Here is a 26,773-nt window from a genome sequence, read left to right on the forward strand (position 1 = left end):
GCCGTAACGCGCTCGGGCGCCCTTCTTGATCGGCCGTCCGGTGGGGGCGGATAGCATCCGGCCATGGAGCCGCAGCTGCTGCACGGCGTCACCGACTCGGTGGCCACCGTCGTCATCCACCACCCGGCCAAGCGCAACGCCATGACGGCCGCGATGTGGCGGGCGCTGCCGCCCCTCCTCGACGCCCTCGCGGCCGATCCGGAGGTGCGGGCGCTGGTGCTGACCGGAGCGGGCCAGACCTTCTGCGCGGGGGCGGACATCTCCGGCCTCCAGCACTCGGCGGAGGAGGCCCAGGGCCTCGCCGTACTCGCCGAGGAGGCCCTCGCGGCCTTCCCCAGGCCGACCCTGGCGGCCGTACGCGGGCACTGCGTGGGCGGCGGCGCACAGCTCGCGGCCGCCTGCGACCTGCGGTTCGCCGAGGAGGGTTCGCTGTTCGGCGTGACACCGGCGAAGCTCGGCATCGTGTACCCGGCCTCCGCCACCCGCCGGCTGGTGTCGTTGACGGGACCGGCGGCCGCCAAGTACCTGCTGTTCTCGGGCGAGCTGATCGACGCCGAGCGGGCGCTGCGCACCGGCCTGGTCGACGAGCTGCTGCCGGCCGGCGAACTGGACAAGCGGGTGGCGGAGTTCACCCGGGTGCTGGTGAGCCGCTCCCAGCTGACGCAGGCCGCGGCCAAGGAGTTCGCGAACGGGCGCACCGACCGGGACGCCTACTGGACCGAGCAGGCGCGCGGCAGCGGCGACACCGCGGAGGGCGTCACCGCCTTCCTTGAGCGCAGGGCGCCGCGCTTCACCTGGACTACGTCGGGCTGACGCGGCTCCACGCGCGCGGGGAGGCAGTCGACCGGCGTCCCAAGGTGCCTGCCTGCCCGGCCGCGGCTCCACGCGCGCGGGAGGCAGTCGCAATGACGGGTTCCCCACCTTTTCCGCCACCCTTGACCGCGGATACCAAGCGGTCGGTAACCTGCCCGGCATGACTACTGCCGTCCTTGACGCGCGCGCGGGCCGCCGCTGCCACAACGCGCTCAACACCCTGCACTCGATGCACTACTTCGCCCCCGAGCTGGGCCAGGAGCTGGGCGCGCTCGGGATCACCCATCCCAAGGCCGTGAACCTCGCGGTGCGGGCCGCCGCGCTGGGCGCGGTCGGGGCCGGCACGGTGGCGGCGACCTTCTACAACTACAAGTACGAGACCGTCGCCCGGCATGTCCCCGCCGTCTGGGAGACCGCCGCCCCGGACCGGGTCCTGGCCGCACGCGCGCGTGCGGCCGACGCCATGCTGCGCCGGCTGCTCGGCGAGGAGGCCCTGGCGTCCGCGGAGATGGCGGAGGCCGCACAGCTCGCCCTGCGCGCCACCGAGGCCTGCTCGCGCGCCGCCCGGCCGCTGTACGCGGCCCACGCCGACCTGCCGGTCCCCGAGGAGCCGCACCTGGCCTACTTCCACGCCGCCACACTGCTGCGCGAGCACCGGGGCGACGGGCATCTCGCCGCACTGACGGCCGCCGAACTCGACGGTCTGGAGGCCGTGGTCACGCACACCGCGACCGGCCGCGGCTTCACCCCGACGTGGGTGCTGCGCACCCGTGGCTGGACCCAGGACGAGTGGGACGCGGCGGTCGGCCGGCTGCGCGAGCGCGGGCTGGTGGACGCGTCCGGCGAACTGACCGAGAGCGGAGTCGCCCTGCGCGACGAGGTCGAGCGGCAGACGGACCGGCTGGACCGGGCCCCCTACGAGCACCTGGGCGCGCAGGCCGTCGCCCGTCTGACGGAACTCGGCACCGGATTCGTACGCACCGCCCTCGCCGCGGGCGCCTACCCGGCGGACCTGATCGGCAAGGCCTGATCCATCCGGCGGCGCATGGTGGGACGCGGGCGAGGTACCCGGGGCCTCCCGGTCGGGTGCGGCCGGGGAGAGGAAAGGGGACGTCCGTGTTCCGTGCCATCGGAGATGTACTGCGCCAGATCGGTGGGGCGATCGCCACCGTGGTGACGCTGCCGTTCCGGGCGCTGGCCCGGCTCTTCGGCGGAGCCTCGGGTTCCACAAGGAGCCGCCGGGTCTGATGCCCGCGCCCTGATCCCCGGCTGTCGGTGTCACCTGCCACAATTGCCGCGCAACCTCAGTGAGAAGGCGGTACGGGATCGTGACGACACCCGGGTCCAACGGATCGAACAACGCGGGATCCATCGAAGGCAGGATCGCCGGGGAGCTCGGCGTACGGGAGCGGCAGGTCAAGGCCGCCGTGGAACTGCTCGACGGCGGTTCGACGGTGCCCTTCATCGCCCGCTACCGCAAGGAAGCCACCGACATGCTCGACGATGCGCAACTGCGCACGATCGAGGAGCGGCTGCGCTATCTGCGGGAGCTGGAGGAGCGGCGGACGGCGATCCTCGACTCGGTGCGTGAGCAGGGCAAGCTCACCGAGGAGCTGGAGGCGCGGATCCGCGGTGCGGAGACCAAGGCCCGCCTGGAGGACATCTACCTCCCCTTCAAGCCCAAGCGCCGCACGAAGGCGCAGATCGCGCGCGAGGCGGGTCTTGAGCCGCTCGCCGAGGGGCTGCTCGCGGACCCGGCGGTCGAACCGCAGGCCGCGGCCGCCGCGTTCGTCGACCCCGACAAGGGCGTGGCCGATCCGCAGGCCGCCCTGGACGGCGCCCGGGCCATCCTCACCGAGCGGTTCTCGGAGGACGCCGACCTGATCGGCGAGCTGCGCGAGCGCATGTGGGTGCGCGGACGGCTGGCCGCCAAGGTGCGGGAGGGCAAGGAGGAGGCGGGCGCCAAGTTCGCCGACTACTTCGACTTCGCCGAGCCGTTCACCGAGCTGCCCTCGCACCGCATCCTGGCGATGCTGCGCGGCGAGAAGGAGGAGGTCCTCGACCTCGTCCTGGAGCCGGAGGAGGCCACCGAGGGGCCTTCGTCCTACGAGGGGATCGTCGCCGCGAAGTTCGGGATCGCCGACCGGGGCCGCCCCGCCGACAAGTGGCTGACGGACACGGTCCGCTGGGCCTGGCGGACCCGGATCCTCGTCCACCTGGGCATCGACCTGCGGCTGAGGCTGCGGACGGCCGCCGAGGACGAGGCGGTCGACGTCTTCGCCGCCAACCTCCGTGACCTGCTGCTCGCCGCCCCGGCCGGCACCCGCGCGACGCTGGGCCTCGACCCGGGCTTCCGTACGGGTGTGAAGGTCGCCGCGGTGGACGCGACCGGCAAGGTCGTCGCGACGGACGTGATCTATCCCCACGTCCCCGCCAACAAGTGGGACGAGGCGATCGCCAAGCTGGCCCGGCTGGCGAAGGAGCACGCGGTCGAACTGGTTGCGATCGGCAACGGCACGGCCTCCCGCGAGACGGACAAGCTCGCCGGTGAACTGATCACCAAGCACCCCGAGTTGAAGCTCACCAAGGTGATGGTGTCCGAGGCGGGCGCCTCCGTGTACTCGGCCTCCGCGTTCGCCTCGCAGGAGCTGCCCGACATGGACGTGTCGCTGCGCGGCGCGGTCTCGATCGCGCGCCGCCTCCAGGACCCGCTCGCCGAGCTGGTGAAGATCGACCCGAAGTCGATCGGCGTGGGCCAGTACCAGCACGACCTGTCCGAGGTGAAGCTGTCCCGCTCGCTGGACGCGGTCGTGGAGGACTGTGTGAACGGCGTGGGCGTCGACGTGAACACGGCGTCCGCCCCGCTGCTCGCCCGCGTCTCCGGCATCACCTCCGGCCTCGCCGAGAACATCGTGGCGCACCGCGACTCCCACGGCCCGTTCCGGTCGCGCGCGGAGCTGAAGAAGGTCCCGCGGCTCGGCCCGAAGGCGTACGAGCAGTGCGCGGGCTTCCTGCGGATCCGGGGCGGCGACGACCCGCTGGACGCCTCCAGCGTGCACCCGGAGGCGTACCCGGTGGTCCGCCGCATGGTGAAGACGTCCGGCCAGGAAGTGGCCGCGCTCATCGGCAACACGGGTGTGCTGCGTTCGCTGCGGCCGCAGGAGTTCGTGGACGACACGTTCGGTCTGCCGACCGTGAGCGACATCCTGAAGGAGCTGGAGAAGCCGGGGCGCGACCCGCGGCCCGCGTTCAGGACGGCCACCTTCAAGGAGGGCGTCGAGAAGATCTCCGATCTGTCGTCCGGGATGGTCCTGGAGGGCGTGGTCACCAATGTGGCGGCGTTCGGCGCGTTCGTGGACGTCGGTGTCCACCAGGACGGGCTGGTGCATGTCTCCGCGATGTCGAAGACGTTCGTGAAGGATCCGCGGGAAGTGGTCAAGCCCGGTGACATCGTCAAGGTGAAGGTGCTGGACGTCGACATTCCGCGGAAGCGGATCTCGCTGACGTTGCGCCTGGACGACGAGGCAAAGGCCTCCGGCGGTGAGCGGCGACGGGAGCGTGGCCAGCGTCCGCCTCAGCAGCGGCAGCAACGGCCGCAGCGGCAGGCTCCGCCGGCCAACGGGGCGATGGCCGACGCGCTTCGGCGTGCGGGGTTGTTGGATCCGAAGAACAAGGGGCGGTAGCGGTGGTGGGGAACTGCGGGCCGGTTGTGGCCGGTCGCGCGGTTCCCCGCGCCCCTCACGGCGCTTCGGTCACCTTGCCTGCATGGACCTCCAGGCGGCGGGTCACCCTGACCGCGTCCAGCATGCGGCGGTCGTGGGTGACCAGCAGGAGCGTGCCCTCGTACGCCTCCAGGGCCGACTCCAGTTGTTCGATCGCCGGGAGGTCGAGGTGGTTGGTCGGCTCGTCGAGGACGAGGAGGTTGACGCCTCGGCCCTGGAGCAGCGCCAGCGCGGCTCGCGTGCGCTCGCCCGGGGAGAGTGAGGCCGCCGGGCGCAGGACGTGGTCCGACTTCAGGCCGAACTTGGCCAGCAGGGTGCGGACCTCGACCGGTTCCGTGTCGGGGACGGCCGCGTGGAACGCGTCCAGCAGGCACTCCTCGCCGTGGAAGCGCTTGCGGGCCTGGTCGACCTCGCCGATCAGGACGCCGGAGCCGAGGGAGGCCTCCCCCGCGCTCAGCGGGACACGGCCCAGCAGGGCCCCGAGCAGGGTCGACTTGCCCGCGCCGTTCGCGCCGGTCACCGCCACCCGGTCCGCCCAGTCGATCTGGAGGGAGACGGGGCCGAGGGTGAAGCCGTCGCGGCGCACCTCGGCGTCGCGGAGGGTGGCGACGACGGCGCCGGACCGCGGGGCCGACGCGATCTCCATGCGCAGTTCCCACTCCTTGCGGGGCTCCTCGACGACGTCGAGGCGTTCGATCATGCGCTGGGTCTGGCGGGCCTTGGCCGCCTGCTTCTCGCTGGCCTCGCTGCGGAACTTGCGGCCGATCTTGTCGTTGTCGTTGCCCGCCTTGCGGCGCGCGTTCTTCACGCCCTTGTCCATCCAGGAGCGCTGCATCTGCGCCCGGTCCTGGAGGGCGGCCTTCTTGTCGGCGTACTCCTCGTAGTCCTCGCGCGCGTGCCGGCGGGCGACCTCGCGTTCCTCCAGGTAGGCCTCGTAGCCGCCGCCGTAGAGGTTGATCTGCTGCTGGGCGAGGTCGAGTTCGAGAACCTTGGTGACGGTGCGGGTGAGGAACTCGCGGTCGTGGCTGACGACGACCGTGCCGGCGCGCAGGCCGGTGACGAAGCGTTCGAGGCGTTCCAGGCCGTCGAGGTCGAGGTCGTTGGTGGGCTCGTCGAGGAGGAAGACGTCGTAGCGGGAGAGCAGCAGGGAGGCGAGGCCCGCCCGTGCCGCCTGGCCGCCGGACAGGGACGTCATCGGCTGGTCCAGGTCGACGGCCAGGCCGAGGGAGTCGGCGATTTCCTCGGCGCGTTCGTCGAGGTCGGCGCCGCCGAGGTCGAGCCAGCGCTCCAGGCTCGTCGCGTACGCGTCGTCGGCGCCCGGGGCGCCGTCGACCAGCGCCTGGGTGGCCTCGTCCATGAGGCGCTGGGCCTCGCTGACACCGGTGCGGCGGGCCAGGAACCCGCGCACGGTCTCGCCCGGGCGCCGCTCCGGCTCCTGCGGGAGGTGGCCGACGCTGGCCGTCGGCGGGGACAGGCGCAGTTCGCCCTCCTCCGGCGCGGCGAGGCCGGCGAGCATCCTGAGAAGGGTGGACTTGCCGGCGCCGTTGGCCCCGACCAGTCCGATCACGTCTCCGGGGGCGACGACGAGGTCGAGTCCGCTGAACAGGGCGCGGTCGCCGTGGCCGGCGGCGAGGTTCTTCACGACGAGAGTGGCAGTCATCAGGGCCCTGATCCTAGTCGCCGGGTCCGGGGGCCCTATGTCCCCGTCTCACCTGGCCATCGCCGCCACCAGCACGCTTCCCGAGGTCCGGGCCACCACGAAGGACTCCCCCTTCACGGCCCTGGCGTCCAGGGCGATGCGGTGGCGGCCCGCATCCAGGACGCCGTCGAAGACCTCGTGGACGTGGGCGCGGTACAGGCGGTCCAGGCGGTAGGCGGTCAGCCGGACCCGGCAGGGTGAGCTCACCTCGATGCCCGCCTCGCCGTCGGCGGCCACCAGGCGGGTCAGCCGGCGCTGCTGCACGGGGCTGCGGTCCAGCGCGTGCTCGATCTGCGCGACGAGCAGGGGCACGATCGGGGCGAGGCCGTCGACGTAGGCCACGTCGACGCCGGCGCGGTCGAAGGCGCGGCGCACGGCGGAGCGGTCCTGCTCGATGACGGCGCGGCCGAAGGCGACGGCGCCGTAGGCCCGCAGTTCGTCGGCGGGGACGTGCTCGGCGTCCCGGGTGATGTCGGCGCCGATGCCGATGGTGCGCAGGGCGGCGGCGAGCTTGGCCAGCAGGGCGACGCGGGCGCCGATGAGCAGGACGCGGCGGCGGGAGGCGTGGGCGGCCCGGTCCAGGAGGGAGGCCAGCGCCGCCCGGTACGCGGCGCCCTGGAAGCGGAACGGCCCTATGCCGTGGTAGCCGTTGAGCTCCAGGTCGGCGTGGTCGGCGGTCTGCCAGGCGAAGTCGCGCCAGATGTAGTCCTCGCCGTCGCGCTCGACGGCCGCGGTGACCGCGCCGCAGCTGAGGTTCTCGCACTCGGGGCAGCCGTAGATGACGTAGCGGCCGTCCGGGAGCGGTGGTTCGGCTTCCAGCAGGAGGCTGCGCACCTGGGCGGTGAAGATGGCGGGCGGGACGTCGGAGGCGAGCGGGGAGACGGCGTCGAGGTCGGAGAGCCGGAACAGCAGCGGGCGCCCGTCGACGATGAAGTCCACGAAGTCCCGGTGGACTTGGTAGTCACCGTTGGCGAGGACTCCACCGGCACGCATCGCCGGTGCCAGGCCGAAGGACGCGTACTCGGCAGACATGCTGTGAGTATCCCCAGCACGGGGGTGGTGCGAGCACGGCATGGCACATTCCGCTACCGTCCCCGCGTGGAGACTGGGCGCAGCGACGAAGTCATCGTGGTGGGCGGCGGGGTGACGGGCCTGACGACGGCCGTGGTCCTGGCCGAGCGCGGCCTGCGGGTCCGGGTGTGGACGCGGGACCCCGTCGAGCGGACCACCTCGGCGGTCGCGGGCGCACTGTGGTGGCCGTACCGGATCGAACCGGTCGCGCTCGCGCGCGTGTGGGCGCTGCGGTCCCTCGCCGTGTACCGGGAGCTGGCGCTGCGTCCGGAGGTCACCGGCGTACGCATGGTCGAAGGGGTACTGGGCGAGGGCGACCTGGACGGGGCGGACGCGTGGGCCGCGGCTCAAGTGCCGGGTCTGCGCCGGGCGAGGGCCGAGGAGTACGGCGGGACCGGGCTGTGGGCCCGGCTGCCGCTGATCGACATGTCGACTCATCTGCCGTGGCTGCGGGAACGGTTCCTCACGGCGGGCGGGGTCGTCGAGACGCGTACGGTGTCCTCGCTCGCCCAGGCCCCGGCGCCGGTCGTGGTGAACTGCACGGGGCTCGGGGCGCGCGAGCTGGTGCCGGACACGGCCGTACGGCCCGTGCGGGGGCAGTTGGTGGTCGTGGAGAACCCCGGGATCCGCACCTGGGCCACCTCCACCGAGCCGTCCGGGGAGATGGCGTACTTCTTTCCGCAGCCCGAGAGGCTGGTGCTCGGCGGGACGGCGGAGGACGGGCAGTGGTCGCTGGAGCCCGATCCGCGGGTGGCCGAGGCGATCGTGCAGCGGTGCGCGCGCCTGCGTCCGGAGATCGCCGGGGCCCGGATCCTGGACCACCGGGTGGGGCTGCGGCCCGTCCGGGACGCGGTCCGGCTGGAACGCGAACCGCTCCCGGACGGGCGGGCGCTGGTGCACAACTACGGCCACGGCGGCGCGGGCGTCACGGTGGCCTGGGGCTGCGCGGAGGAGGCGGCCGCGCTGGCCGCCCCCTGACGCTCAGCAGTCGGCGACGGGCTGTCCGGCCGTGATGTGGTACGGGGCGCGTTCGTCGAGGAGCAGCGGGACGAGGGCGCGCAGGGACTGGCGCAGCGGGACGTACGTGCCGTGGGTCCGCACTCCGTGCACGGCGAGTACGTCCTTGACCTGCGCGTACTGGTCCGAGGTGAGCCGGTAGCCGCAGGGCGGGTCCTGGATCACCTCGGCGGGCTCGGGCGGGTCGTTGTCGGCGCCGCCCACGTAGACCGGTCCGGTGTCGCGCCATCCGGCGAGCCGGGCGGCGGCGGTGGCCGCGTCGACCCGTGCCCCCCGCTCGCCGGCGAAGGCGAACAGGCCGTCCAGCGCCGAGAGCTGGGAGTCGACCCGGCGCAGGTTGTTGACCGCCTCCGGTACCGCGGTGAGGGGTTCCACGCGGCTTTCGATGAGCAGGCCGACGGCGTGCTTGATGCCGGACATGTTCCGCAGGATGCGTTCCTGGCCGTCACCGGCGACCTGCCGGATCGGTTCGCCGGTGACCGGGTCGGTCCAGATGCCGTACGTCCCGGTCGTGTAGCCGTCGGCCTCGGCGGTGGGCCGCACGTAGTCCAGCGACAGCTTCCGCGCCTCCTTGTGCACGGCGGTGGCGGTGTTGAGGTTGCGCGGCCACAGGTCGAAGAGGTCCTTGTCGTAGTACCGCGGGGTGCCTCCGTACTCGTGCAGGTCGTAGATCACGTCGGGTTTACGGTCGCGGACCACCGCGGCCAGCGCGCGGCCCTCGGCGGTCCGCAGGGCGAGGTGGTCGCGGTTGATGTCGATGCCGTCGCTGTTGCCGCGGGTGTCGGCGGCCCGGCCGTCGGGGTTGGCGGTGGGGACGACGAGCAGGGTGGTGGTTCTCAGGAACCGCTTCGTCCGGTGGTCCTGGGCGTAGGCCAGGTCGCGGATCGTGGTCAGGCACGCCTCGCGTCCCGAGGGTTCGTCGCCGTGCTGGCTGCACACCAGCAGCACGGTGCGGGTGCTGGGCCGGGTGCCGAGCCGGACCAGTTGGAGCGGGCGGTTCTGCTCGGTGGTGCCGATCCGGCTGACCGACACCCGGTCGCTCGCCCGGTCGACGGCCGCGAGGAACTCCCGCTCCTCGGCCTGGCTGGTCCAGCGGGCACCGCCCGACTCCTCGAAGCCCGTGCGCGGCGGGGTGTCCGCCGCGTGCGCGGGAATCGACAGCAGGGGTGCGGCGAGTACGGCCGCGATCACCGCGGCGATACGGGACTTCACGAGGCCTCCGGGATGCGCTGGGCGGCGCGCGGTCCGGCCACGCCGTCGAGGACGGACGGGCTCGGGGCGGGCGCGGTGCCCGAGGTCGCCTTGCGGAACGCCTCGGCGCCGCCGACCAGCGGCACCCGGGCCTTGGTGCGGGACAGGTCGAGCGTCAGGGTCGGCCGGGTGGACGGCGGTTCGATGAGGCCCCTGTCGGTGCCGGCGACGATCAGGGCGAGCCGGTGGCCGGCCGGGACGACATGGTCGGTGGCCGCCAGGTCGAGGGTGATCGTGTACGGCGTGCCGGGCCGGAGCGAGACGCCCTTGCGGTCGGAGGCGTGGTTGCCGAGGTCGGCCCAGCCGCGGCTGAGGATGGTGTAGTCGACGTCGGCCGTCTTCGTGGCGGTCTCCCGGAAGCAGGCGCTGTCGCCGGTGGTGCTCGCGCCCCAGCAGGTGCGCCGGGTGAGGGTGGTGATGCCCTCGCCCGCGGTGGCGTAGTCGCGGATGGTGTCAGGGCCGAGGTCCACGAGCACGGCCGACAGGTGGGCCGTGGAGGTGCTCGGGGTGGCGGTGACGGTGACCTTGGAGGAGCCGGACAGGCGCAGGTCGCGGGTGAGCGGGCCGGTGACGAAGCCCGCCTTGTCGGGGGTGGGCCGGTCGATGTGGGCGGCCCAGTCGGTCTCGTTGTGCCCCGGGTCGTCGGTGAAGGTCTCGGTGCCGGAGCCGCGGGTCAGGCCGAGGGTGCCGACGCCGTCCTGGGTTCCTTCGGCGGGGCGCAGTGTGGTCGGCTGGGTGGCGCGTGGCGGCCAGACGTTCGAGGTGACCCAGTGGTCGGGGCTCCGTTCGATGTCGGCCATGGGCTCGTCGTCGATGCCGTTGTCGTAGCCGAGGAGTTCGTGGTCGAACCAGCGGTGCAGGGTGTCCACCCACTCGGCGCGGCGGAAGTCGAAGGGGTCGACGTGACCGACCTGGGAGAGCCAGATTTTGCGCTCGACGCCGTGCTTGGCCAGGGCGTCCCACCACTGGCCGAAGTGCTTGGCGCGGACGTTGAGGTCCTGCATCCCGTGGATCACGAAGACGCTGGCCCTGACCTTGCGGGCGTCGGGCACGTAGTTCCGCTCGCTCCACAGCGGGGTCCAGTCGCCGGTGCGCGGGGCGCCGGCCACGATCCTCTGCTGGACGGCGGCGCAGCGGGCGCGGGCGTCGGGGCTCTCGACGTAGTTCGACAGCCAGTCGGGGCCGGAGCCGAACAGCGGGGCGCCCTTGGCGAAGTAGTAGTCGTACCAGGAGGAGATGGCGCCGATGGGGACGATCGTCTTCAGGCCCTTGACCCCGGTGGCGGCGACGCCGTTGGCGATCGTGCCGTCGTAGCTCTTGCCGATCATTCCGGTCCTGCCGTTGGTCCAGCTCGTGGCCTTGGCGCGGGTGGGGCCGGTGCGGGTGGTGTAGCCCTTGGCACGGCCGTTGAGCCAGTCGACGACGGCCTTGGCGGACTGGATGTCGGAGCGGCCGCCGACGTCGACGCAACCGTCCGAGCGATTGGTTCCGGCCAGGTCGACGCCGACGAAGGCGTAGCCGCGCGGGACGAAGTAGTTGTCGTAGTACAGCGGCATCTGGACGACGTCGCCGTTCGCGTCGTAGGTCTTGCGCTGGCTGTCGTTGCCCCGCCCGCAGCAGGAGTAGTACGGGCTGGCGTCCATGATGACGGGTACCTTGCGGCCCTGCTGGGCGGGTTCGCGGGGGCGGACGATGTCGACGGCGACGCGGTCGCTCCTGCCGTCGCCGTCGCCGTCGAGTCCGGTGTCTACCCATACGGACTCGCGGATGGCGTTGTCGTAGGAGTGGACGGGTTCACTGGTGCGCGGGCCGGCCTGGGCCGTGGCAGGAGTGAGGGCGGTGGCCATCAGGGCGGCTGTGGCCGCCGTCGCGAGCGGTCTCCAGATCGTGAAGCGCATGCGTATGGACATGCGCGGACGGTACATCGATCAACTCCCGTACAGAAGAGGGCAACTGGAGACGGAAGTGGTCCGAGGGGGGTGCCGGAGCATGGCGGCCGAATGGCGATCGTGTGACGGGCGGGCCGGTGGACACGCGCGGGACACAGGGAGTGAATAGGCTTCGAACAGCCTTCGGTCCCCTACGACTTGGAGCTTTCGTGCACCGCAGATTCTTCGCGCCGGGCGCGCTCGCGGCGGCCACCGTGTTGCTGGCGATCCCGGCATCGGCCGCGAGTTCCGTCCCCGGCGCTCCGGGCATCGGCGACCCCTACTACCCGGCCTACGGCAACGGCGGCTACGACGTCTCCCACTACGACCTGCGGCTGACGTACCAGCCGGCCACCGACCTGTTGCAGGGCACCGCGACCCTGCTGGCGCGCACCACGCAGGACCTGTCGCGGTTCAACCTGGACTTCCTGCTCGACGTCAGCGAGGTCCGGGTCAACGGCGCCAAGGCGTCGTTCACCACCTCCGGCGAGCACGAGCTGGAGATCACCCCGAAGCGGCCGCTGGCCAAGGGCTCGGACGTCACCGTCGTGGTCCGCTACAGCGGTGTGCCGTCCGCGAAGAAGGCGTACGGCTTCACCAGCTGGCACCGCACCCCGGACGGCGGTGTCGCCGCCAACGAGCCCGAGGCCGCCTGGTGGTGGTTCCCGAGCAACGACCACCCGCTCGACAAGGCCACCTACGACGTGTCGGTGGCGGTGCCGGACGGCACCCAGGCCATCTCCAACGGCACGCTCCAGTCGACGAGTTCACGGCTGGGCTGGACCCGGTACAACTGGCGCTCCAACAAGCCGCAGGCGACCTACCTCGCCACGCTCGCGGTCGGGAAGTTCGACATCACGACCGGCACCACCGAGAGCGGGATCCCGGTCCTCAACGCCTACAGCAAGGACCTGGGCGACAACTACCCCGCGGCGAAGGCGAGCATCGAGCGGACCGGGGAGATCGCCGACTGGCTGAGCGAGTACTTCGGGCCGTATCCGTACAACGCGCTCGGCGGCTACGTGCCCAACACCACGACCCGGTACGCGCTGGAGACGCAGACCCGGCCGTTCTACAGCCCGGTGCGGTTCGCGAACGGCACCAACACCTATCTGGTCGTGCACGAGCTGGCGCACCAGTGGTACGGCGACCTCGTGTCGGTGGCCGGGTGGAAGGACATCTGGATCAACGAGGGCTTCGCTCGGTACTCCGAGTGGCTGTGGTCCGAGCACGAGGGCGAGGGCACCACGCAGGAGATCGCCGACTACGTGTACGCCTCGCGCGCGGCCGACGACCCGTTCTGGACGGTCCTGCCCGGTGATCCGGGGCCGGACAACCAGTTCCACATCGCGGTCTACGACCGGGGCGCGCTGGCGCTCCAGGCGCTGCGGAACGAGATCGGCGACGACGACTTCTTCGCCATCCTCAAGGGCTGGACGGCCAAGTACGCCCACGGCAACGCGACCGTGGCCGACTTCCGGGCGTACGCGGAGGAGGTGTCCGGTCAGTCGCTGGGCGCGCTGTTCGACACGTGGCTGTTCCAGCCGTCGAAGCCGCCCGCGGCCGCGGCACGTGCCGTGTCCCTCGCGCAGGAGAAGACGGCTCCCGCGCAGCCGAAGTCGTGGAAGAAGCTCGTGTCGACGGGCGATGTGCACGACCACGACACGCACGAGGGCCACGAGGGCCACGAGGACTAGGCCGACTACGGTTCGCCCGCGCCCCGAAGGGGCGCGGGGAACTGCGCGGCCGGCCACGACGGCGCCGCAGCGGCTGAGGCGAGAAGGTCGCCGCGGCTGATCGCGTCGGCCCGTGTCGACGGCACCGTGCAGGCGTACGCGCCCGCCACCGATCCGTACTGGGCGCAGCGGTGCGGGGGTTCGCCGTTCAGGCGGCCGAAGAGGAAGCCTGCGGCGAAGGCGTCGCCCGCGCCGTTGGAGTCGACGACCGGGGCCGGGGGCGTGACCGTCGGGACGTGGGTGAGTTCGCCGTCGGTGAGCAGGTGGGCGCCCTCGGCTCCGGCGGTGGCGACGACTACCTCGGCGCGCCCCCGCTCGGCTATGCGGCGCATGGTGCGCTCCGGGTCGGCGAGGGCGGTGGCGGACAGGAAGACGACGTCGGCCGCGAGGGCGAAGGCCTCGTGGTAGGGGTTCTCGCCGTCCCAGTTGTGCAGGTCCGTCGAGATCGTCACGCCGCTCTCGGCCAGGACCGGCAGGGCCCCGGCACAGGGGTGGGTGATCGACACGTGCGCGTGGCGGCTCGCCCCGGCCAGGGTGCGGACGGTGTCCTCGGGCAGGCGGTCGCCGGCGTGCCCGCGGCTCGTGTCGTACAGCGACAGCCGCCGACCGTCGGGCCCGACGAGGTTCACCGCCCGCTTCGTGCCGAGCGGCTGCGGTACGGCGGTCAGGGCGATGCGGTGCTCGTCGTGCAGGGCGCGGACCAGGTCGCCCTCGGGGTCGTCGCCGAGGAAGTCGAGGTGGTGGACGCGCAGGCCGAGCGCGGTCAGGCCGAGGGCGACGAAGTCACCGGTCTGCCCGGCGCGGGTCCGGATCCCGTCCTCGATCATGTAGCTGTCGGCGTACGGCAACGGCAGCTCCGGCACGTGGACGATGGTGTCCACTCCGGCTCCGCCCAGTACGAGAACGTCGGTGTCGCGGCTCAACTCCGGCCCTCCCCGTGGTCGTAGACCGTGACGGGGATACCCCGCCGGACGAGCCGCTGCTCGATCAGCGGTTCGACGCGGGACCACTTGCCCCCGGCCAGACCGCACCCTATCCGGGGCATGTGCACGGAGGCGCCGAGTTCGACGGCCCTGTCGGCGAGGCGCTCCAGGGCGGCGTCGATCGCCTCGTAGCGCACGGGGACGCCCTTGCTGCCGGTCCGTATGCCGCGCTGGCCGACCAGGTTGGCCACCCACACGTAGGGCTCGACCTGGACGAACTGCGCGGCTCCCAGGCCGAAGTCGTTCGCCGCGCGGTCGCGGTGCCAGGCGCGGTAGGCCTTCTCCGGCTCCGGCCAGCGGCGGGACAAGGCGAGGACGAAACCCTTGCCCCAGCCCCCGATGTCGTTGCAGACATGGGCGATCACCTTGACGCCCTTGACGGACGGAACGGTGGCGTCACCCCGGACGTATGTGATCTCCGACATGACGCCACCGTAGGCGTTGGCACTGACAGCGGCAGTGGGATTACTTCGTGAGGTCGGCCAACTCCTGGTCCTGGGCCCTGGCGACGCGGCTGCGGATCGCGTACCAGCCGACGACCAGCATCGCGGCGATCACGGGGATGAGGAGGAGGGTCTTGCGGCCGACCTCGGGGTCGTTCCACATCAGGCCGAGGACGGCGATCAGGAAGGCGATCGTGACGATCTCGGTGACCGGGCTGCCGGGGAGGCGGAAGGAGGGACGGGCGAGCAGGCCCTCCTTGGCGCGGCGGACGAACAGCAGGTGGCAGATCATGATGATCACCCAGGTGCTGATGATGCCGAGGGAGGCGACGTTCAGCACGATCTCGAAGGCCTGGTCCGGCATGAGGAAGTTCAGGCCGACGCCGAGCACGCAGACCGCGCAGGTCAGCAGGATGCCGCCGTAGGGGACCTGGCTGCGGTTCATGCGGGCGGTGAACCTGGGGGCCGAGCCCGCCATCGCCATCGAGCGCAGGATGCGGCCCGTGGAGTACAGGCCGGAGTTCAGCGAGGACATCGCCGCCGTCAGGACCACCAGGTTCATCACGTCGCCCGCGCCCTCGACGCCGATCTTCGACAGGACCGTCACGAAGGGGCTCTCGTCGGCCGAGTAGACCGAGCCGGGGAGCAGGAGGGCCAGCAGGACGACCGAGCCGACGTAGAACAGGCCGACGCGCCACATGATCGAGTTCACCGCGCGCGGGACGACCTTCTCCGGCTCGGCGGTCTCGCCCGCGGCGACGCCGACCAGCTCCAGGGCCGCGTAGGCGAAGATCACGCCCTGCATGACCAGGACGACGGGCATCATGCCGTGCGGCAGGATGCCGCCGTTGTCGGTGATGACGTGCAGGCCGGGCGTCTCGCCGCCCACCTTGTGCTGGGTGGCCAGCAGGAAGATGCCGATCAGCATGAAGCCGACCAGGGTGGCGACCTTGATGATCGCGAACCAGAACTCCATCTCGCCGAAGATCTTCACCGAGATCAGGTTCACGGCCAGGACCACCGCGAGGGCGGCCAGGGCGAGCACCCACTGCGGGATGTCGGTGAACATGCTCCAGTAGTGCGTGTACAGCGCGATGGCGGTGATGTCCGCGATACCGGTCGTCGACCAGTTCAGGAAGTACATCCAGCCGGCGACGTAGGCGCCCTTCTCGCCGAGGAACTCGCGCGCGTAGGACACGAAGGAGCCCGAGGAGGGACGGTGCAGGACCAGTTCGCCCAGGGCCCTGACCACGAAGAAGGCGAAGATGCCGCAGACGAGGTAGGCGATCGCGAGCGCCGGGCCCGCGCTGTGGAGGCGTCCGCCGGCGCCCAGGAAGAGGCCGGTGCCGATCGCGCCGCCGATGGCGATCATGTTGACGTGGCGGGCCTTGAGGTCCTTGCTGTAGCCGGCGTCACCCGCGTCCGCGGTGATTCCGGTCGCCTGGGGGTGGGCGGCGACCTGTGCCGTGTCCACGGCGTCCTTGCTCACAGGGGGTACCACTCTCTGGTGCGCCCGGGCGGGGGTGTGCCCGGGTGTCCTTGCATAGCTGTGGCCCGTACCCCGCGGTCGCGCGGTACAGACCAGTGCAGCACCTTCCCACATCGATCACCCCGTACGCGGTGGCCCATGTCACAGCGCGTCGGTTCTCACATGGTCGTCGGGGGCGTGCGGAATGGTTTCACAGCACTGGTGAGACAGCGATACTGCTGCACATGACGACCGAGGCCGGGCAGCTGACCCTCACCATCGACGAGCTCGCCGCGCGCGCGGGTGTCACCGTCCGCACGGTGCGGTTCTACGGCACCAAGGGCCTGCTGCCGCCGCCGGTCATCGGCCCGCGCCGGGTGGGCCACTACGGCAGGGAGCACCTGGGGCGGCTGGCGCTGATCGAGGAACTCCAGCAGCAGGGGATGACGCTGGCCGCGATCGAGCGGTACGTGCAGCAGCTGCCGCCGGACCTGAGCGCGCAGGACCTCGCCATCCACCGGGCGGTGGTCGCCTCCTGGGCGCCGGACACCGTGGAGACCGTGCCCCGGGCGGAACTGGAGCGGCGGGCCGGGCGGGAGCTGGGCGACGAGGACGTGGAGCGGCTCGCCGCGATGGGGGTGATCGAGCCGGACGGCACCGCGTTCCGGGTGGACACGGGCCTGCTCCGGCTCGGCGTGCGGCTGCTGGACGTACCCCTGTCGCAGGAGGCGATCCTCAAGGCGCGGGGCGTCCTCATGGAGCACTCCCGCGCCGCGGCCCACGAGCTGTCGCAGCTGTTCCGCGGCGAGGTGTCCCAACGCGCCGCACAGGACGTGAAGTCGCTCTCCGCGGACATGCAACCGCTGGTGGTGCAGGCGCTGTTGACGACCTTTCAGCGCTCGCTCCGGGAGGAGCTGCGGGAGTGGCTGAGCGACGGGCACGGGCCGACGGGTCAGAGGTAGGTGGATCCGCCTGACACGTTGAGCGTCTGGCCGGTGAGGAAGTCGCTTCCCTCGTCGACGACATAGAGCAGGGTGGAGACGAGGTCGGGCGGCTCCGGGGTGCGCCGGACCGCCTGCCCTGCGCGGACGTCCTCGAAGCCGCCGTCCGCGCCGGACGTCCGCTCGGTCGTGGGCGTGCGGACCATGCCGGGTGCGATCGCGTTGGCGGTGATGCCGTAGGGCGCGAGGGCGCCGGCCAGGGCCCGGGTGAAGCCGATCAGGCCCGCCTTGGAGGCGATGTACGGGACCATCGTGGGCGGCGCGCTGAACACGGCCGCCGAGGCGATGTTGACGATGCGGCCCCAGCCGGCCGCCTTCAGGTACGGCAGCGCTGCCCTGGTCACCAGGAACGGCGCCTCCAGGTTGACGCGCATGATCCGGCGCCAGTCCTCGGCCGTCGTCTCCTCGAAGGGCTTCGCCGGGTAGATGCCCGCGTTGTTGACGACGACGTGCAGCGTGCCGAACCGGTCGATGAGCCGCTCAAGACCCTCCCCTATCTGCGTCTCGTCGGTGACGTCGCCGACGAGTTCCACGTAGTCGAGGATCTTCGCGGCGGTCTCGGGCTGCGGGGCCAGGTCGAGGCCCGCGACCCGGTACCCGCGTGCGGCGAGCGCCACGGCGAACTCCTGTCCCAGGCCCTGTGCCGCTCCGGTCACCAGCGCGGTACGCGTCTCCATGCAGGCGAGTGTGACGATCCGTCAGGGGGTGGGCAAGGGTGCCTTTTCAGCAGCGCGGGACGGGTTTGCTGTACGTCGTGTTGCTGGAATTGGACACGTAGTAGTCCGAGACGTAGCGGCCGTTGTCCAGCCGGTTCCAGACCTTGGTGGTGCCGACCGTCGTACCGGCGCGCTGGCAGGTGACCCAGGCCAGGGCGCCGTTGGGCGAGGTGCCCACGGCGGGGTAGCCGGAGCCCGGTCCGCTGCGCTCGGTCAGGCCGCCGGTGGCGGTCACCTGGTACGGGTACGTGCAGCGGGGCAGGGGTGAGCTGTAACCGGTGCCGGACGGGGTGCTGACGTAGTAGTCGGAGACGTAGCTGCCGTTGCTGAGCTTGTCCCAGACGGACGTGGTGCCGACCTTGGATCCCGGTGTCTGGCAGACGACCTTCAGGGACGCGCCGGGGGCGTACGTGGCGGCGACGGGGTAGCTCGTCGAGGGGCCGGTGCGGGCGTTGAGCGGGGTCGTGCTCGTGACCTTGTACGGGTGGGCGACCGTGGCGACGGGGGCGTCCAGGCGGTCGTTGTCGATGTTCAGGGTGACGCCGCCGTACGTCTCGTTGTGGCTGCCGCGGTACTGCTTGGCTCGTTGGTGGACGGCCCACTTGGAGTCGGCGATGCCGGTCCAGCCCTTGAGGGAGTCGACGCCGTCGTAGCGGGCGATCCACAGGGCGTCGGGGCGGGCGTACGTCGTCGAGGTGTAGACGTCGGAGAGTTGCTTGGCGCCGAGGTTGAGGTTCATGTAGACGCCGGAGACGTAGCCGCGGCGGTGGAGTTCCTTGGTCCAGGCCGAGACGTAGTTCAGTACGGCGGTGCGGCAGACGGTGTCGGTCTGGGAGTAGTGCTCGATGTCGTTGTAGAGGGCGCTGCCGGGGAGCATGCCGAGGCCCTTGGCCGCGGTGATCGCCTCACCGGCCGCGGCCGTGCCCTGGGAGCGGGCCGTGGCGGGGGTCTTGCTGATCTTGGCGTCGGAGGGGCGGGCGCCGCAGGGGGGTTGCAGGCCCTTGTGGATCGGCAGCAGGCGCCATTTCAGCCGGGAGACGGAGGCTGCCCAGGGGGCGGTCAACTCCGGTTGGGCGCAGGTGCGGTTGATGCCCGAGACGTAGACGCCGAGGGCGCGGTACGGGGAGGCGTTCCAGGCCTTGACGGAGGCGAGGGGTGGGGCGGTGCAGGTGTCGAAGGCGAGGCCGGAGTAGCGGGTGGCGGTGGCGCCGGTGGGATAGCCGATGGGGGTGGCCGGTTCGGCGGTGGCGGTGGGGGCGAGGGTGAGGGTGGCGGTGGTGAGGAGGGTGGCGGCGGAGGCCAGGACGAGGAGTCTTCGGGTGGTGGGGTGTGGGTGCGGGTGTGGGTGCGGGTACGGCATGGCAGCCCCCTGGCGAAGCGGTGGTTGTCCGTCAGGTTCGGGGTGGGTTCCCGCTGCGGGCAAGGGGCCGACCGGCCCAAGGTGGTTGGGTGGCGGGCGGCGAGAGTTCTTCGCCCCCGCCGCCCCTACCCGTCCCATCCCCAGGGGCTCCGCCCCTTCGACCCCGCCAGGGGGCTCCGCCCCCAGGACCCCCGCGGGGCTCCGCCCCTGCACCCCGCCGGGGCTCCGCCCCTGGACCCCGCGCGGGGCCTCGCCCCTGCACCCCGCCGGGGCTCCGCCCCTGGACCCCGCGCGGGGCTGCGCCCCCTGTACCCACGCAGGGCTCCGCCCCAGCACCCCGCCGGGGCTTCGCCCCTGGACCCCCGTTCGGCCTGAACGGCCTCGTCCTCAAACGCCGGACGGGCTGGACATGACGACCGGCGCCGACAAAGGCCCCGCCAGGGCGTTACGCGTCCGTGAAGTGTTCGCCGTTTTCTGCCTTCTGTACCAGCAGGGGCGGCGGGGTGAAGCGGGTGCCGTAGCGGGTGGTGAGTTCTTGGGCTCGGGATACGAAGCCGGGGAGGCCGCCCTCGTAGCCGTTGATGTACTGGAGGACGCCGCCGGTCCAGCCGGGGAAGCCGATGCCGAAGAGGGAGCCGATGTTGGCGTCGGCGACGGAGGTCAGGACGCCCTCCTCCAGGAGGCGGACGGTGTCGAGGGCCTCGGCGAAGAGCATGCGTTCCTGCATGTCCTTGAAGGGGATCTCGGCGTCCGGGCGTGTGAAGTGCTCGCGCAGGCCCGGCCACAGGCCGATGCGCTTGCCGGTGTCGTCGTAGTCGTAGAAGCCCGCTCCCCCGCTGCGGCCGGTCCGGCCGAACTCGTCGACCATGCGGTCGATGACGGCCTCCGCCGGGTGCTCCTGCCAGGTGCCGCCCGCCTCCTCGACGGCCCGACGGGTCTCGGTGCGGATCTTGCGCGGGAGGGTGAGCGTCAACTCGTCCATCAGGGAGAGGACCTTGGCGGGGTAGCCCGCCTGGGCCGCCGCCTGTTCGACCGACGCGGGTTCCACGCCCTCGCCGACCATCGCCACGCCCTCGTTGATGAAGTGGCCGATGACCCGGGAGGTGAAGAAGCCGCGGGAGTCGTTCACCACGATCGGGGTCTTCTTGATCTGGCGGACCAGGTCGAAGGCCCTCGCCAGTGCCTCCTCCCCCGTCCGCTCGCCCTTGATGATCTCCACGAGCGGCATCTTGTCGACCGGTGAGAAGAAGTGCAGGCCGATGAAGTCCGCCTGGCGCTCGACTCCTTCGGCGAGGGCGGTGATGGGGAGGGTGGAGGTGTTGGAGCACAGCAGCGCGTCCGGCTCGACGATGTGCTGGATCTCCTGGAAGACCTTGTGCTTCAGCTCCGGGTTCTCGAAGACCGCCTCGATCACCGCGTCGCAGCCCGCGAGTTCGGCAGGGTCGGCGGTCGGGGTGATGCGGGCGAGCAGGGCGTCCGCCTTCTCCTGCGTCGTACGGCCCCGGCTCACCGCCTTCGCGCAGAGCTTCTCGGAGTACGCCTTGCCCTTGGCGGCGGCTTCCGGGGACACGTCCTTCAGGACGACGTCGATGCCCGCGCGGGCGCACGAGTAGGCGATGCCCGCGCCCATCATTCCGGCGCCGAGGACGGCGACCTTGCGGACCGGGCGCGGTTCGATGCCCTTGGGGCGGTTGGCGCCGGAGTTGACGGCCTGGAGGTCGAAGAAGAACGCCTGGATCATGTTCTTCGAGGTCTGTCCGGCGGCGAGTTCGACGAAGTAGCGCGCCTCGATGACCTGGGCCGTCTCGAAGTCGACCTGGGCGCCCTCGACCGCCGCCGCGAGGATGTTGCGCGGGGCGGGGTAGGGGGCGCCGTTGGTCTGCTTGCGCAGGGTGGCCGGGAAGGCGGGCAGGTTGGCCGCGAACTTGGGGTGGGCGGGGGTGCCGCCGGGGATGCGGTAGCCGGGCTTGTCCCAGGGCTGGTGCGACTCGGGGTTGGCCTCGATGAAGGCGCGGGCCTTGGCGAGCATTTCCTCGCGGGTGACGGCCACGTCGTCTACCAGGCCGTTCTGGAGGGCGCGCTGCGGGCTGTACTGGGTGCCCTGGAGGAGGACCTTCAGCAGCGCGTCGGCGATGCCGAGGAGGCGGACGGTGCGGACCACACCGCCGCCGCCCGGCAGCAGGCCGAGCGTGACCTCGGGGCAGCCGATCTTCGAGCCGGGTGCGTCGAGGGCGATGCGGTGGTGGCAGGCCAGGGCGATCTCGTAACCGCCGCCCAGGGCCGCGCCGTTCATGGCCGCGACGACCGGCTTGCCGAGGGTCTCGATGCGGCGCAGGTTCCGCTTGATCGCCAGGCCGCCGTCGAACAGCTCCTGCGCGGTCTCGGGCGTGACCCGGATCAGGTCGCGCAGGTCGCCGCCGGCGAAGAAGGTCTTCTTGGCGGAGGTGATGATGACGCCGCGGATGGTGTCCTTCTCGGCCTCCAGGCGGTCGGTGACCGTCGCGAGGGAGTCGCGGAAGGCCTGGTTCATGGTGTTGGCGGACTGGTCGGGGTCGTCGATGACGAGGGTGACGACGCCGGTGCGGTCCTGTTCCCAGCGGATGGTGGTGGTCATGAGGGGGTCTCCGTTGAAGTCTCGTGGGGCCGCTGGGGTGTTCAGACGCGTTCGACGATCGTGGCGATGCCCATGCCGCCGCCGACACACAGGGTGGCGAGGCCGTAGCGCTTGTCCTGGCGCTCCAGTTCGTCGACGAGCGTGCCGAGGATGATCGCGCCGGTGGCGCCGAGGGGGTGGCCGAGGGCGATGGCGCCGCCGTTGACGTTGACCTTGTCCAGGGACAGGCCCATGTCCTTCACGAAGCGCAGGACGACGGCCGCGAACGCCTCGTTGATCTCGACGAGGTCGATGTCGTCGATGGTCAGCCCGGCCTTGGCGAGGGCCTTGCGGGTGGCGGGCGCGGGGCCGGTGAGCATGATGGTGGGCTCGGACCCGGAGACGGCCGCGGAGACGATCCGCGCGCGCGGGGTGAGGCCGTGGCGCTCGCCGACCTCCTTGGAGCCGATGGCGACCAGGGAGGCGCCGTCGACGATGCCGGAGGAGTTGCCCGCGTGGTGGACGTGGTCGATCTTCTCGACCCAGTGGTACTTCTGCAGCGCGACGGCGTCGAAGCCGCCCAGGTCGCCGATGTCCGCGAAGGACGGCTTGAGCTTGGCGAGCGAGTCGGCGGTGGTGCCGGGGCGCAGGTGCTCGTCGTGGTCGAGGACGACCAGGCCGCTGCGGTCGCGGACGGGGACGACGGAGCGGTCGAAGCGGCCCTCCTTCCACGCCGCGGCCGCCCGCTCCTGGGAGAGGGCCGCGTACTCGTCGACGTCCCGCCGGGAGAACCCCTCGATGGTGGCGATGAGGTCGGCGCCGATGCCCTGCGGCACGAAGTTGACCGCGAGGTTGGTCATCGGGTCGTTGAACCAGGCGCCGCCGTCCGAGGCCATCGGCACCCGGGACATGGACTCCACGCCGCCCGCGAGGACCAGGTCCTCCCAGCCCGAACGCACCTTCATGGCGGCCATGTTGACCGCTTCGAGGCCCGACGCACAGAAGCGGTTCTCCTGTACGCCGGCCACCGTGTCCGGCAGTCCGGCGGCCACGGCGGCGATGCGGGCGATGTCGGAGCCCTGGTCGCCGACCGGGCCGACGACGCCGAGCACGATGTCGTCGATCGCGGCCGGGTCGAGGCCCGGGAAGCGGTCGCGGAGTTCGTGGATCAGCCCCACGACCAGGTCGATGGGCTTGGTGCCGTGCAGGGCGCCGTTCGCCTTGCCGCGGCCGCGCGGGGTGCGGATCGCGTCGTACACGTACGCTTCGGTGCTCACGGGGAAGCCTTTCGGTGAGGGTCGGCCGGGCGACGGTGCTTCAGCCCAGCAGGGAGCGGCCGATGATCTCCTTCATGATCTCGGTCGTCCCTCCGTAGATGGTCTGGATCCGGCCGTCGGTGAAGGCACGGGCGACCGGGTACTCGCTCATGTAGCCGTAGCCACCGTGCAGTTGGAGGCAGCGGTCGGCGACGCGCTTTTGCAGCTCGGTCGCCCACCACTTGGCCATGGAGGCGTGCACGGCGTCGAGTCGGCCGTCGGAGTGGTCCTCGACACAGCGGTCGAGGAAGGTGCGGGTGACGGCGCATTCGGTGGCCATCTCCGCCACCTCGAAGCGGATGTGCTGCTTGGTGGCCAGGGGCCGGCCGAAGGCCTCGCGCTGCTTGACGTATTCGGTGGTGATCTCCAGCAGGTGTTCGGCGGCGGCGATCGCGGAGACGGCGATGCTCAGGCGCTCCTGGGCGAGGTTGGTCATCAGGTGGACGAAGGCGCCGTTCGGCTCGCCGAGGAGGTTCTCCTTGGGCACGCGGACGTCGTGGAAGAACAACTCGGCCGTGTCCTGCGCCTTCTGGCCGATCTTGTCGAGGTTGCGGCCGCGCTCGAAGCCCTCCGTGCCGCGCTCGACGACGAGCAGGGACAGACCGTGCGCGCCGCCCTCGGGGGTCGTTCTCGCAACGACGATCACCAGGTCGGCGAGGATGCCGTTGGAGATGAACGTCTTGGAGCCGTTGAGCAGCCAGTGGTCGCCGCGGTCCTCGGCGTGGGTGCGGATGCCCTGGAGGTCGGAGCCCGCGCCGGGCTCGGTCATGGCGATGGCCGTGATCAGCGAGCCGTCGCAGAAGCCGGGCAGCCAGCGCCGCTTCTGCTCCTCGGTGGCCAGGCCGGTCAGATACGGGCCGATGATGTCGTTGTGCAGGCCGAGGGCGAGGCCGGGGGTGCCCGCGCGCGTGAACTCCTCGGCGAGTACGGCGCTGTAGCGGAAGTCGGCGGTGCCGCCACCGCCGTACTCCTCGGGCACGGCGAGGCCGAGGAGGCCCTGTTTGCCGGCCGCGCGCCAGGCCTCGCGGGAGACGATGCCGTCCTTCTCCCACTGCTCGTAGTGGGGCAGCACCTCCCGGGCGAGGAAGCCGCGCACGGTCTCGCGGAACGCGTCGTGCTCGTCGGAGAAGATCCGCCGCTTCATGCAAGGCCCTTCGTCAGGTCGGGTACGTCCCAGTCGCGCGCCACGTCGGCCGTGCCGGCGCCCGGGCGCGCGGGGCCGGAGCGGACGGTCGTGGGGGTTGCGGAGAAGCGGGGCGCCGGGGCGGGCTGGATGATGCCGTCGTGGTCGGTGAAGGTGGAGCGGGCGGCGAGGTGCGGGTGGTGCGGGGCCTCGCGCAGCGACAGGACCGGGGCCACGCAGGCGTCGGAGCCCTCGAAGACGGCCGTCCACTCGTCCTGGGTGCGGGATGCGAAGCGGGCGGCGACGGCCTCGCGCAGGTCGCCCCAGCGGGTCCAGTCCTTGCGGGCCCCGCCCTGGTCCTCGATGCCGAGCAGGCGCAGGAACTCGTCGTAGAACCGCGCCTCCAGGGCGCCGACCGCCATGTACCTGCCGTCGGCGGTCTCGTAGGTGCCGTAGTAGGGGCAGCCGCCGTCGAGGAGGTTGGCGCCGCGCCGGTCCTGCCAGCCGCCGGCGGCGAGCATGCCGTGGATCATCGCGGAGAGGTGGGCGGTGCCGTCCACGATGGCCGCGTCGACGACCTGGCCGGTGCCGGTCGCGCGCGCGTGGTGGAGGGCGGCGAGGACGCCGACGACGAGGTAGAGGGAGCCGCCCGCGTAGTCGCCGAGCAGGTTGGCCGGGACGGCCGGGGGCTCGTCCGGGGCGCCGATCATGCCGAGGGTGCCGGTGAGGGCGATGTAGGCGATGTCGTGGCCGGCGCGGTCGGCGAGCGGGCCGTCCTGGCCCCAGCCGGTCATGCGGCCGTAGACGAGCCGGGGGTTGCGGGCGTGGCAGGCCTCGGGGCCGACGCCGAGGCGTTCGGCGACGCCGGGGCGGTAGCCCTCGATCAGGACGTCGGCACGGGCGGCGAGGTCGAGGACGCGCGCGGGGCCGTCGGGCGACTTCAGGTCGACGATCACCGAGCGCTTGTTGCGGTTGGTGATGTCGTACGCGGGGTCGATCGCGAGACCCGGGCCGCCGGGCCGGTCCACGCGGACGACGTCGGCGCCGAGGTCGGCGAGGAGCATCGCGGCGAACGGGCCGGGCCCGATGCCGGCCAGCTCCACCACGCGTACGCCGGTGAGCGGGCCGTGCCCTGGCGTCTTTGCCATCCGGTCCCCAGGTTGGTGTGTGACACGACTGATGTAACACCAGCGATGCTAGGAACGTGTTCCAGTGAGCACAAGACCTGACGAGCAAGCGCTTAGCCAAACTGTGGCGGGTTACCAACGGCCCCCTCGTCGAGCTCCGCACCCTTCACGCTAGCCTCGGCCACCGACAACGGCGCGAGGTACGGGACCGAGGAGTGTCATGAGCAGGCCGAACAGGACCGACCGTCCCTACGACATCGTGCTCTTCGGGGCCACCGGGTTCGCCGGGACGCTCACCGCGGAGTACCTCGCTGCGCACGCGCCGGAGGGGCTGCGCTGGGCGATCGCGGCCCGCAGCGAGGAGAAGCTGCGACGCCTGCGCGAACGGCTGCCCGGCGGCGAGCGCGTCGGCGTCCTGCGGGCGGAGGTCTCCGATCCGGCCTCGCTGCGCGAACTCGCCGAGCACGCGCGCGTGGTGGCCACGACGGTGGGCCCCTACCTGACGTACGGCGAGGAACTCGTCGCGGCCTGCGCGGACAGCGGGACGGACTACATCGACCTCAGCGGTGAGCCGGAGTTCGTGGACCTGATGTACGTCCGTCACGACGCACGCGCGCGGGAGACGGGCGCACGGCTGGTGCACGCGTGCGGTTTCGACTCGGTGCCGCACGACCTCGGCGTCCGGTTCACGGTAGAGCAGCTGCCGGAGGGCGTGCCGCTGACCGTGGACGGGTTCGTGACCGCGGACGCCATGTTCTCCGGGGGGACGCTCGCGTCGGCGCTGGGCCAGTTCGCCCGCGGACCGCGGATGCTGGCCGCCGCGCGCGACCGCGCCCGGCACGAGCCGCGGCTGGTGGGGCGTCGGGCGCTCGCCCCGGCGGGGGCGCCCCGCTACTGCGGTGAGATCGGCGCGTGGGCGCTGCCGCTGCCGACGATCGACCCGCAGATCGTCCGCCGGTCCGCCGGGGCCCTGGACCGCTACGGCCCCGACTTCCGCTACCGCCACTACGCGGCCGTACGCCACCTGCCGGTCGCGGTGGCCGGCGTCGCGGCCGTGGGCGGCGTCCTGGCCGCCGCCCAGGTGCCGCCCGCGCGCCGGTGGCTGTCGGAGCGGCTGCGGCCCGGCGACGGCCCGAGCCCCGAGAAGCGCGCCAAGAGCTGGTTCTCCGTCCGCTTCGTCGGTGAGGGCGGCGGTCGTCGCGTCTTCACCGAGGTGTCGGGCGGCGACCCCGGCTACGACGAAACGGCCAAGATGTTCGCCGAGTCCGCCCTCTGCCTGGCCCTCGACCCGCTCCCCGCGACCTCCGGCCAGGTCACCACGGCCACGGCCATGGGCACCGCCCTCACGGAACGGCTGCGCCGCGCGGGGATCGTCTTCCGGGTGGCGGCGACTCGCTGAGCGCTCC

The 26,773-nt window shown here is 71.9% G+C and carries 21 protein-coding genes; 8 read left to right on the top strand and 13 right to left on the bottom strand.

Going from position 1 to position 26,773, the window contains the following annotated elements; translation table 11 throughout:
- The first annotated feature begins 63 nt into the window (after nt 1–63).
- From ICC28_RS21460 to ICC28_RS21470, 4 genes are all read left to right on the top strand, one after another.
- Complete coding sequence (locus ICC28_RS21460; protein WP_188290278.1) at nt 64–813, top strand: enoyl-CoA hydratase/isomerase family protein; 750 nt, start codon at nt 64–66, stop codon at nt 811–813.
- A 160-nt stretch (nt 814–973) separates the two neighbouring features.
- Nucleotides 974–1,843, top strand: coding sequence for an SCO6745 family protein (locus tag ICC28_RS21465; protein ID WP_188290279.1), 870 nt, complete (start codon nt 974–976; stop codon nt 1,841–1,843).
- Nucleotides 1,844–1,929: 86 nt separating this feature from the next.
- Nucleotides 1,930–2,061, top strand: a complete 132-nt coding sequence (locus tag ICC28_RS41120) for an LPFR motif small protein (protein ID WP_317454057.1) — start codon at nt 1,930–1,932, stop codon at nt 2,059–2,061.
- Nucleotides 2,062–2,141: 80 nt separating this feature from the next.
- Nucleotides 2,142–4,496 (top strand): Tex family protein, encoded by a 2,355-nt coding sequence (locus ICC28_RS21470; RefSeq protein ID WP_188290280.1) that lies wholly within the window; start codon nt 2,142–2,144, stop codon nt 4,494–4,496.
- 55 nt (nt 4,497–4,551) lie between these two features.
- Here the strand turns inward: ICC28_RS21470 and ICC28_RS21475 are convergent, their stop codons facing one another.
- On the bottom strand, nt 4,552–6,195 hold the full coding sequence (locus ICC28_RS21475) for an ABC-F family ATP-binding cassette domain-containing protein (RefSeq protein WP_188290281.1): 1,644 nt from the start codon (nt 6,193–6,195) through the stop codon (nt 4,552–4,554).
- Nucleotides 6,196–6,243: 48 nt separating this feature from the next.
- Nucleotides 6,244–7,266, bottom strand: a complete 1,023-nt coding sequence (locus ICC28_RS21480) for an oxidoreductase (protein ID WP_188290282.1) — start codon at nt 7,264–7,266, stop codon at nt 6,244–6,246.
- A 66-nt stretch (nt 7,267–7,332) separates the two neighbouring features.
- Between ICC28_RS21480 and ICC28_RS21485 the strand changes: the two genes are divergently transcribed.
- Complete coding sequence (locus ICC28_RS21485) at nt 7,333–8,283, top strand: FAD-dependent oxidoreductase (protein WP_188290283.1); 951 nt, start codon at nt 7,333–7,335, stop codon at nt 8,281–8,283.
- Nucleotides 8,284–8,286: 3 nt separating this feature from the next.
- Here the strand turns inward: ICC28_RS21485 and ICC28_RS21490 are convergent, their stop codons facing one another.
- Both ICC28_RS21490 and ICC28_RS21495 read right to left on the bottom strand, forming a co-directional pair.
- Complete coding sequence (locus ICC28_RS21490) at nt 8,287–9,534, bottom strand: M14 family metallocarboxypeptidase (RefSeq protein ID WP_188290284.1); 1,248 nt, start codon at nt 9,532–9,534, stop codon at nt 8,287–8,289.
- A complete protein-coding gene (locus ICC28_RS21495) occupies nt 9,531–11,483 on the bottom strand; it encodes a Xaa-Pro dipeptidyl-peptidase (RefSeq protein ID WP_188290285.1) in 1,953 nt (650 codons plus the stop codon). The genes ICC28_RS21490 and ICC28_RS21495 overlap by 4 nt, the downstream gene beginning before the upstream one ends.
- 188 nt (nt 11,484–11,671) lie before the next feature.
- Here ICC28_RS21495 and ICC28_RS21500 point away from each other — a divergent pair, with 188 nt between their 5' ends.
- Nucleotides 11,672–13,198, top strand: a complete 1,527-nt coding sequence (locus ICC28_RS21500; RefSeq protein ID WP_188290286.1) for a M1 family metallopeptidase — start codon at nt 11,672–11,674, stop codon at nt 13,196–13,198.
- A gap of 5 nt (nt 13,199–13,203) precedes the next feature.
- Here the strand turns inward: ICC28_RS21500 and ICC28_RS21505 are convergent, their stop codons facing one another.
- Genes ICC28_RS21505 through ICC28_RS21515 form a run of 3 tightly spaced genes read right to left on the bottom strand, consistent with a single transcriptional unit; the run spans nt 13,204 to nt 16,152 of the window.
- Nucleotides 13,204–14,160 carry an adenosine kinase gene (locus tag ICC28_RS21505; protein ID WP_188290287.1) on the bottom strand — a complete coding sequence of 319 codons (957 nt, stop codon included), beginning with the start codon at nt 14,158–14,160 and terminating at the stop codon, nt 13,204–13,206.
- The gene (locus ICC28_RS21510) at nt 14,157–14,645 is read right to left on the bottom strand and encodes a macro domain-containing protein (protein ID WP_188290288.1); all 489 of its coding nucleotides are present in this window, start codon (nt 14,643–14,645) and stop codon (nt 14,157–14,159) included. The genes ICC28_RS21505 and ICC28_RS21510 overlap by 4 nt, the downstream gene beginning before the upstream one ends.
- 40 nt (nt 14,646–14,685) lie before the next feature.
- A complete protein-coding gene (locus tag ICC28_RS21515) occupies nt 14,686–16,152 on the bottom strand; it encodes an amino acid permease (RefSeq protein ID WP_188290289.1) in 1,467 nt (488 codons plus the stop codon).
- A gap of 224 nt (nt 16,153–16,376) precedes the next feature.
- Here ICC28_RS21515 and ICC28_RS21520 point away from each other — a divergent pair, with 224 nt between their 5' ends.
- Complete coding sequence (locus tag ICC28_RS21520; RefSeq protein WP_188290290.1) at nt 16,377–17,093, top strand: MerR family transcriptional regulator; 717 nt, start codon at nt 16,377–16,379, stop codon at nt 17,091–17,093.
- Here the strand turns inward: ICC28_RS21520 and ICC28_RS21525 are convergent.
- From ICC28_RS21525 to ICC28_RS21550, 6 genes are all read right to left on the bottom strand, one after another.
- On the bottom strand, nt 17,084–17,809 hold the full coding sequence (locus tag ICC28_RS21525; RefSeq protein WP_188290291.1) for an SDR family NAD(P)-dependent oxidoreductase: 726 nt from the start codon (nt 17,807–17,809) through the stop codon (nt 17,084–17,086). The two genes, ICC28_RS21520 and ICC28_RS21525, sit on opposite strands and share 10 nt — an antisense overlap.
- Before the next feature lie 46 nt (nt 17,810–17,855).
- A complete protein-coding gene (locus ICC28_RS21530) occupies nt 17,856–19,208 on the bottom strand; it encodes a glycoside hydrolase domain-containing protein (RefSeq protein WP_188290292.1) in 1,353 nt (450 codons plus the stop codon).
- Nucleotides 19,209–19,653: 445 nt separating this feature from the next.
- Nucleotides 19,654–21,822 carry a 3-hydroxyacyl-CoA dehydrogenase NAD-binding domain-containing protein gene (locus tag ICC28_RS21535; RefSeq protein WP_188290293.1) on the bottom strand — a complete coding sequence of 723 codons (2,169 nt, stop codon included), beginning with the start codon at nt 21,820–21,822 and terminating at the stop codon, nt 19,654–19,656.
- Between the two features lie 41 nt (nt 21,823–21,863).
- The gene (locus ICC28_RS21540; protein WP_188290294.1) at nt 21,864–23,078 is read right to left on the bottom strand and encodes an acetyl-CoA C-acetyltransferase; all 1,215 of its coding nucleotides are present in this window, start codon (nt 23,076–23,078) and stop codon (nt 21,864–21,866) included.
- 40 nt (nt 23,079–23,118) lie between these two features.
- Nucleotides 23,119–24,261, bottom strand: coding sequence for an acyl-CoA dehydrogenase family protein (locus ICC28_RS21545; RefSeq protein WP_188290295.1), 1,143 nt, complete (start codon nt 24,259–24,261; stop codon nt 23,119–23,121).
- Nucleotides 24,258–25,388, bottom strand: a complete 1,131-nt coding sequence (locus ICC28_RS21550) for a CaiB/BaiF CoA transferase family protein (RefSeq protein ID WP_188290296.1) — start codon at nt 25,386–25,388, stop codon at nt 24,258–24,260. The genes ICC28_RS21545 and ICC28_RS21550 overlap by 4 nt, the downstream gene beginning before the upstream one ends.
- A 199-nt stretch (nt 25,389–25,587) precedes the next feature.
- Here ICC28_RS21550 and ICC28_RS21555 point away from each other — a divergent pair, with 199 nt between their 5' ends.
- Nucleotides 25,588–26,766: a saccharopine dehydrogenase family protein gene (locus ICC28_RS21555; RefSeq protein WP_188290297.1), complete on the top strand. Its 1,179-nt coding sequence runs from the start codon at nt 25,588–25,590 to the stop codon at nt 26,764–26,766.
- Nucleotides 26,767–26,773 lie beyond the last annotated feature (7 nt).

Source organism: Streptomyces sp. TRM68416 (genome assembly GCF_014596915.1).
GTDB lineage: Bacteria > Actinomycetota > Actinomycetes > Streptomycetales > Streptomycetaceae > Streptomyces.

Excerpts from the sequence above, each read along its gene's own strand:
- ICC28_RS21510 (WP_188290288.1), bottom strand. The coding sequence starts at position 14,645 with ATGTCGGAGATCACATACGTCCGGGGTGACGCCACCGTTCCGTCCGTC.
- ICC28_RS21520 (WP_188290290.1), top strand. The coding sequence starts at position 16,377 with ATGACGACCGAGGCCGGGCAGCTGACCCTCACCATCGACGAGCTCGCC.
- ICC28_RS21460 (WP_188290278.1), top strand. The coding sequence starts at position 64 with ATGGAGCCGCAGCTGCTGCACGGCGTCACCGACTCGGTGGCCACCGTC.
- ICC28_RS21530 (WP_188290292.1), bottom strand. The coding sequence starts at position 19,208 with ATGCCGTACCCGCACCCACACCCGCACCCACACCCCACCACCCGAAGA.
- ICC28_RS21545 (WP_188290295.1), bottom strand. The coding sequence starts at position 24,261 with ATGAAGCGGCGGATCTTCTCCGACGAGCACGACGCGTTCCGCGAGACC.
- ICC28_RS21495 (WP_188290285.1), bottom strand. The coding sequence starts at position 11,483 with ATGTCCATACGCATGCGCTTCACGATCTGGAGACCGCTCGCGACGGCG.
- ICC28_RS21480 (WP_188290282.1), bottom strand. The coding sequence starts at position 7,266 with ATGTCTGCCGAGTACGCGTCCTTCGGCCTGGCACCGGCGATGCGTGCC.
- ICC28_RS21535 (WP_188290293.1), bottom strand. The coding sequence starts at position 21,822 with ATGACCACCACCATCCGCTGGGAACAGGACCGCACCGGCGTCGTCACC.
- ICC28_RS21475 (WP_188290281.1), bottom strand. The coding sequence starts at position 6,195 with ATGACTGCCACTCTCGTCGTGAAGAACCTCGCCGCCGGCCACGGCGAC.
- ICC28_RS21550 (WP_188290296.1), bottom strand. The coding sequence starts at position 25,388 with ATGGCAAAGACGCCAGGGCACGGCCCGCTCACCGGCGTACGCGTGGTG.
- ICC28_RS21525 (WP_188290291.1), bottom strand. The coding sequence starts at position 17,809 with ATGGAGACGCGTACCGCGCTGGTGACCGGAGCGGCACAGGGCCTGGGA.
- ICC28_RS21555 (WP_188290297.1), top strand. The coding sequence starts at position 25,588 with ATGAGCAGGCCGAACAGGACCGACCGTCCCTACGACATCGTGCTCTTC.
- ICC28_RS21465 (WP_188290279.1), top strand. The coding sequence starts at position 974 with ATGACTACTGCCGTCCTTGACGCGCGCGCGGGCCGCCGCTGCCACAAC.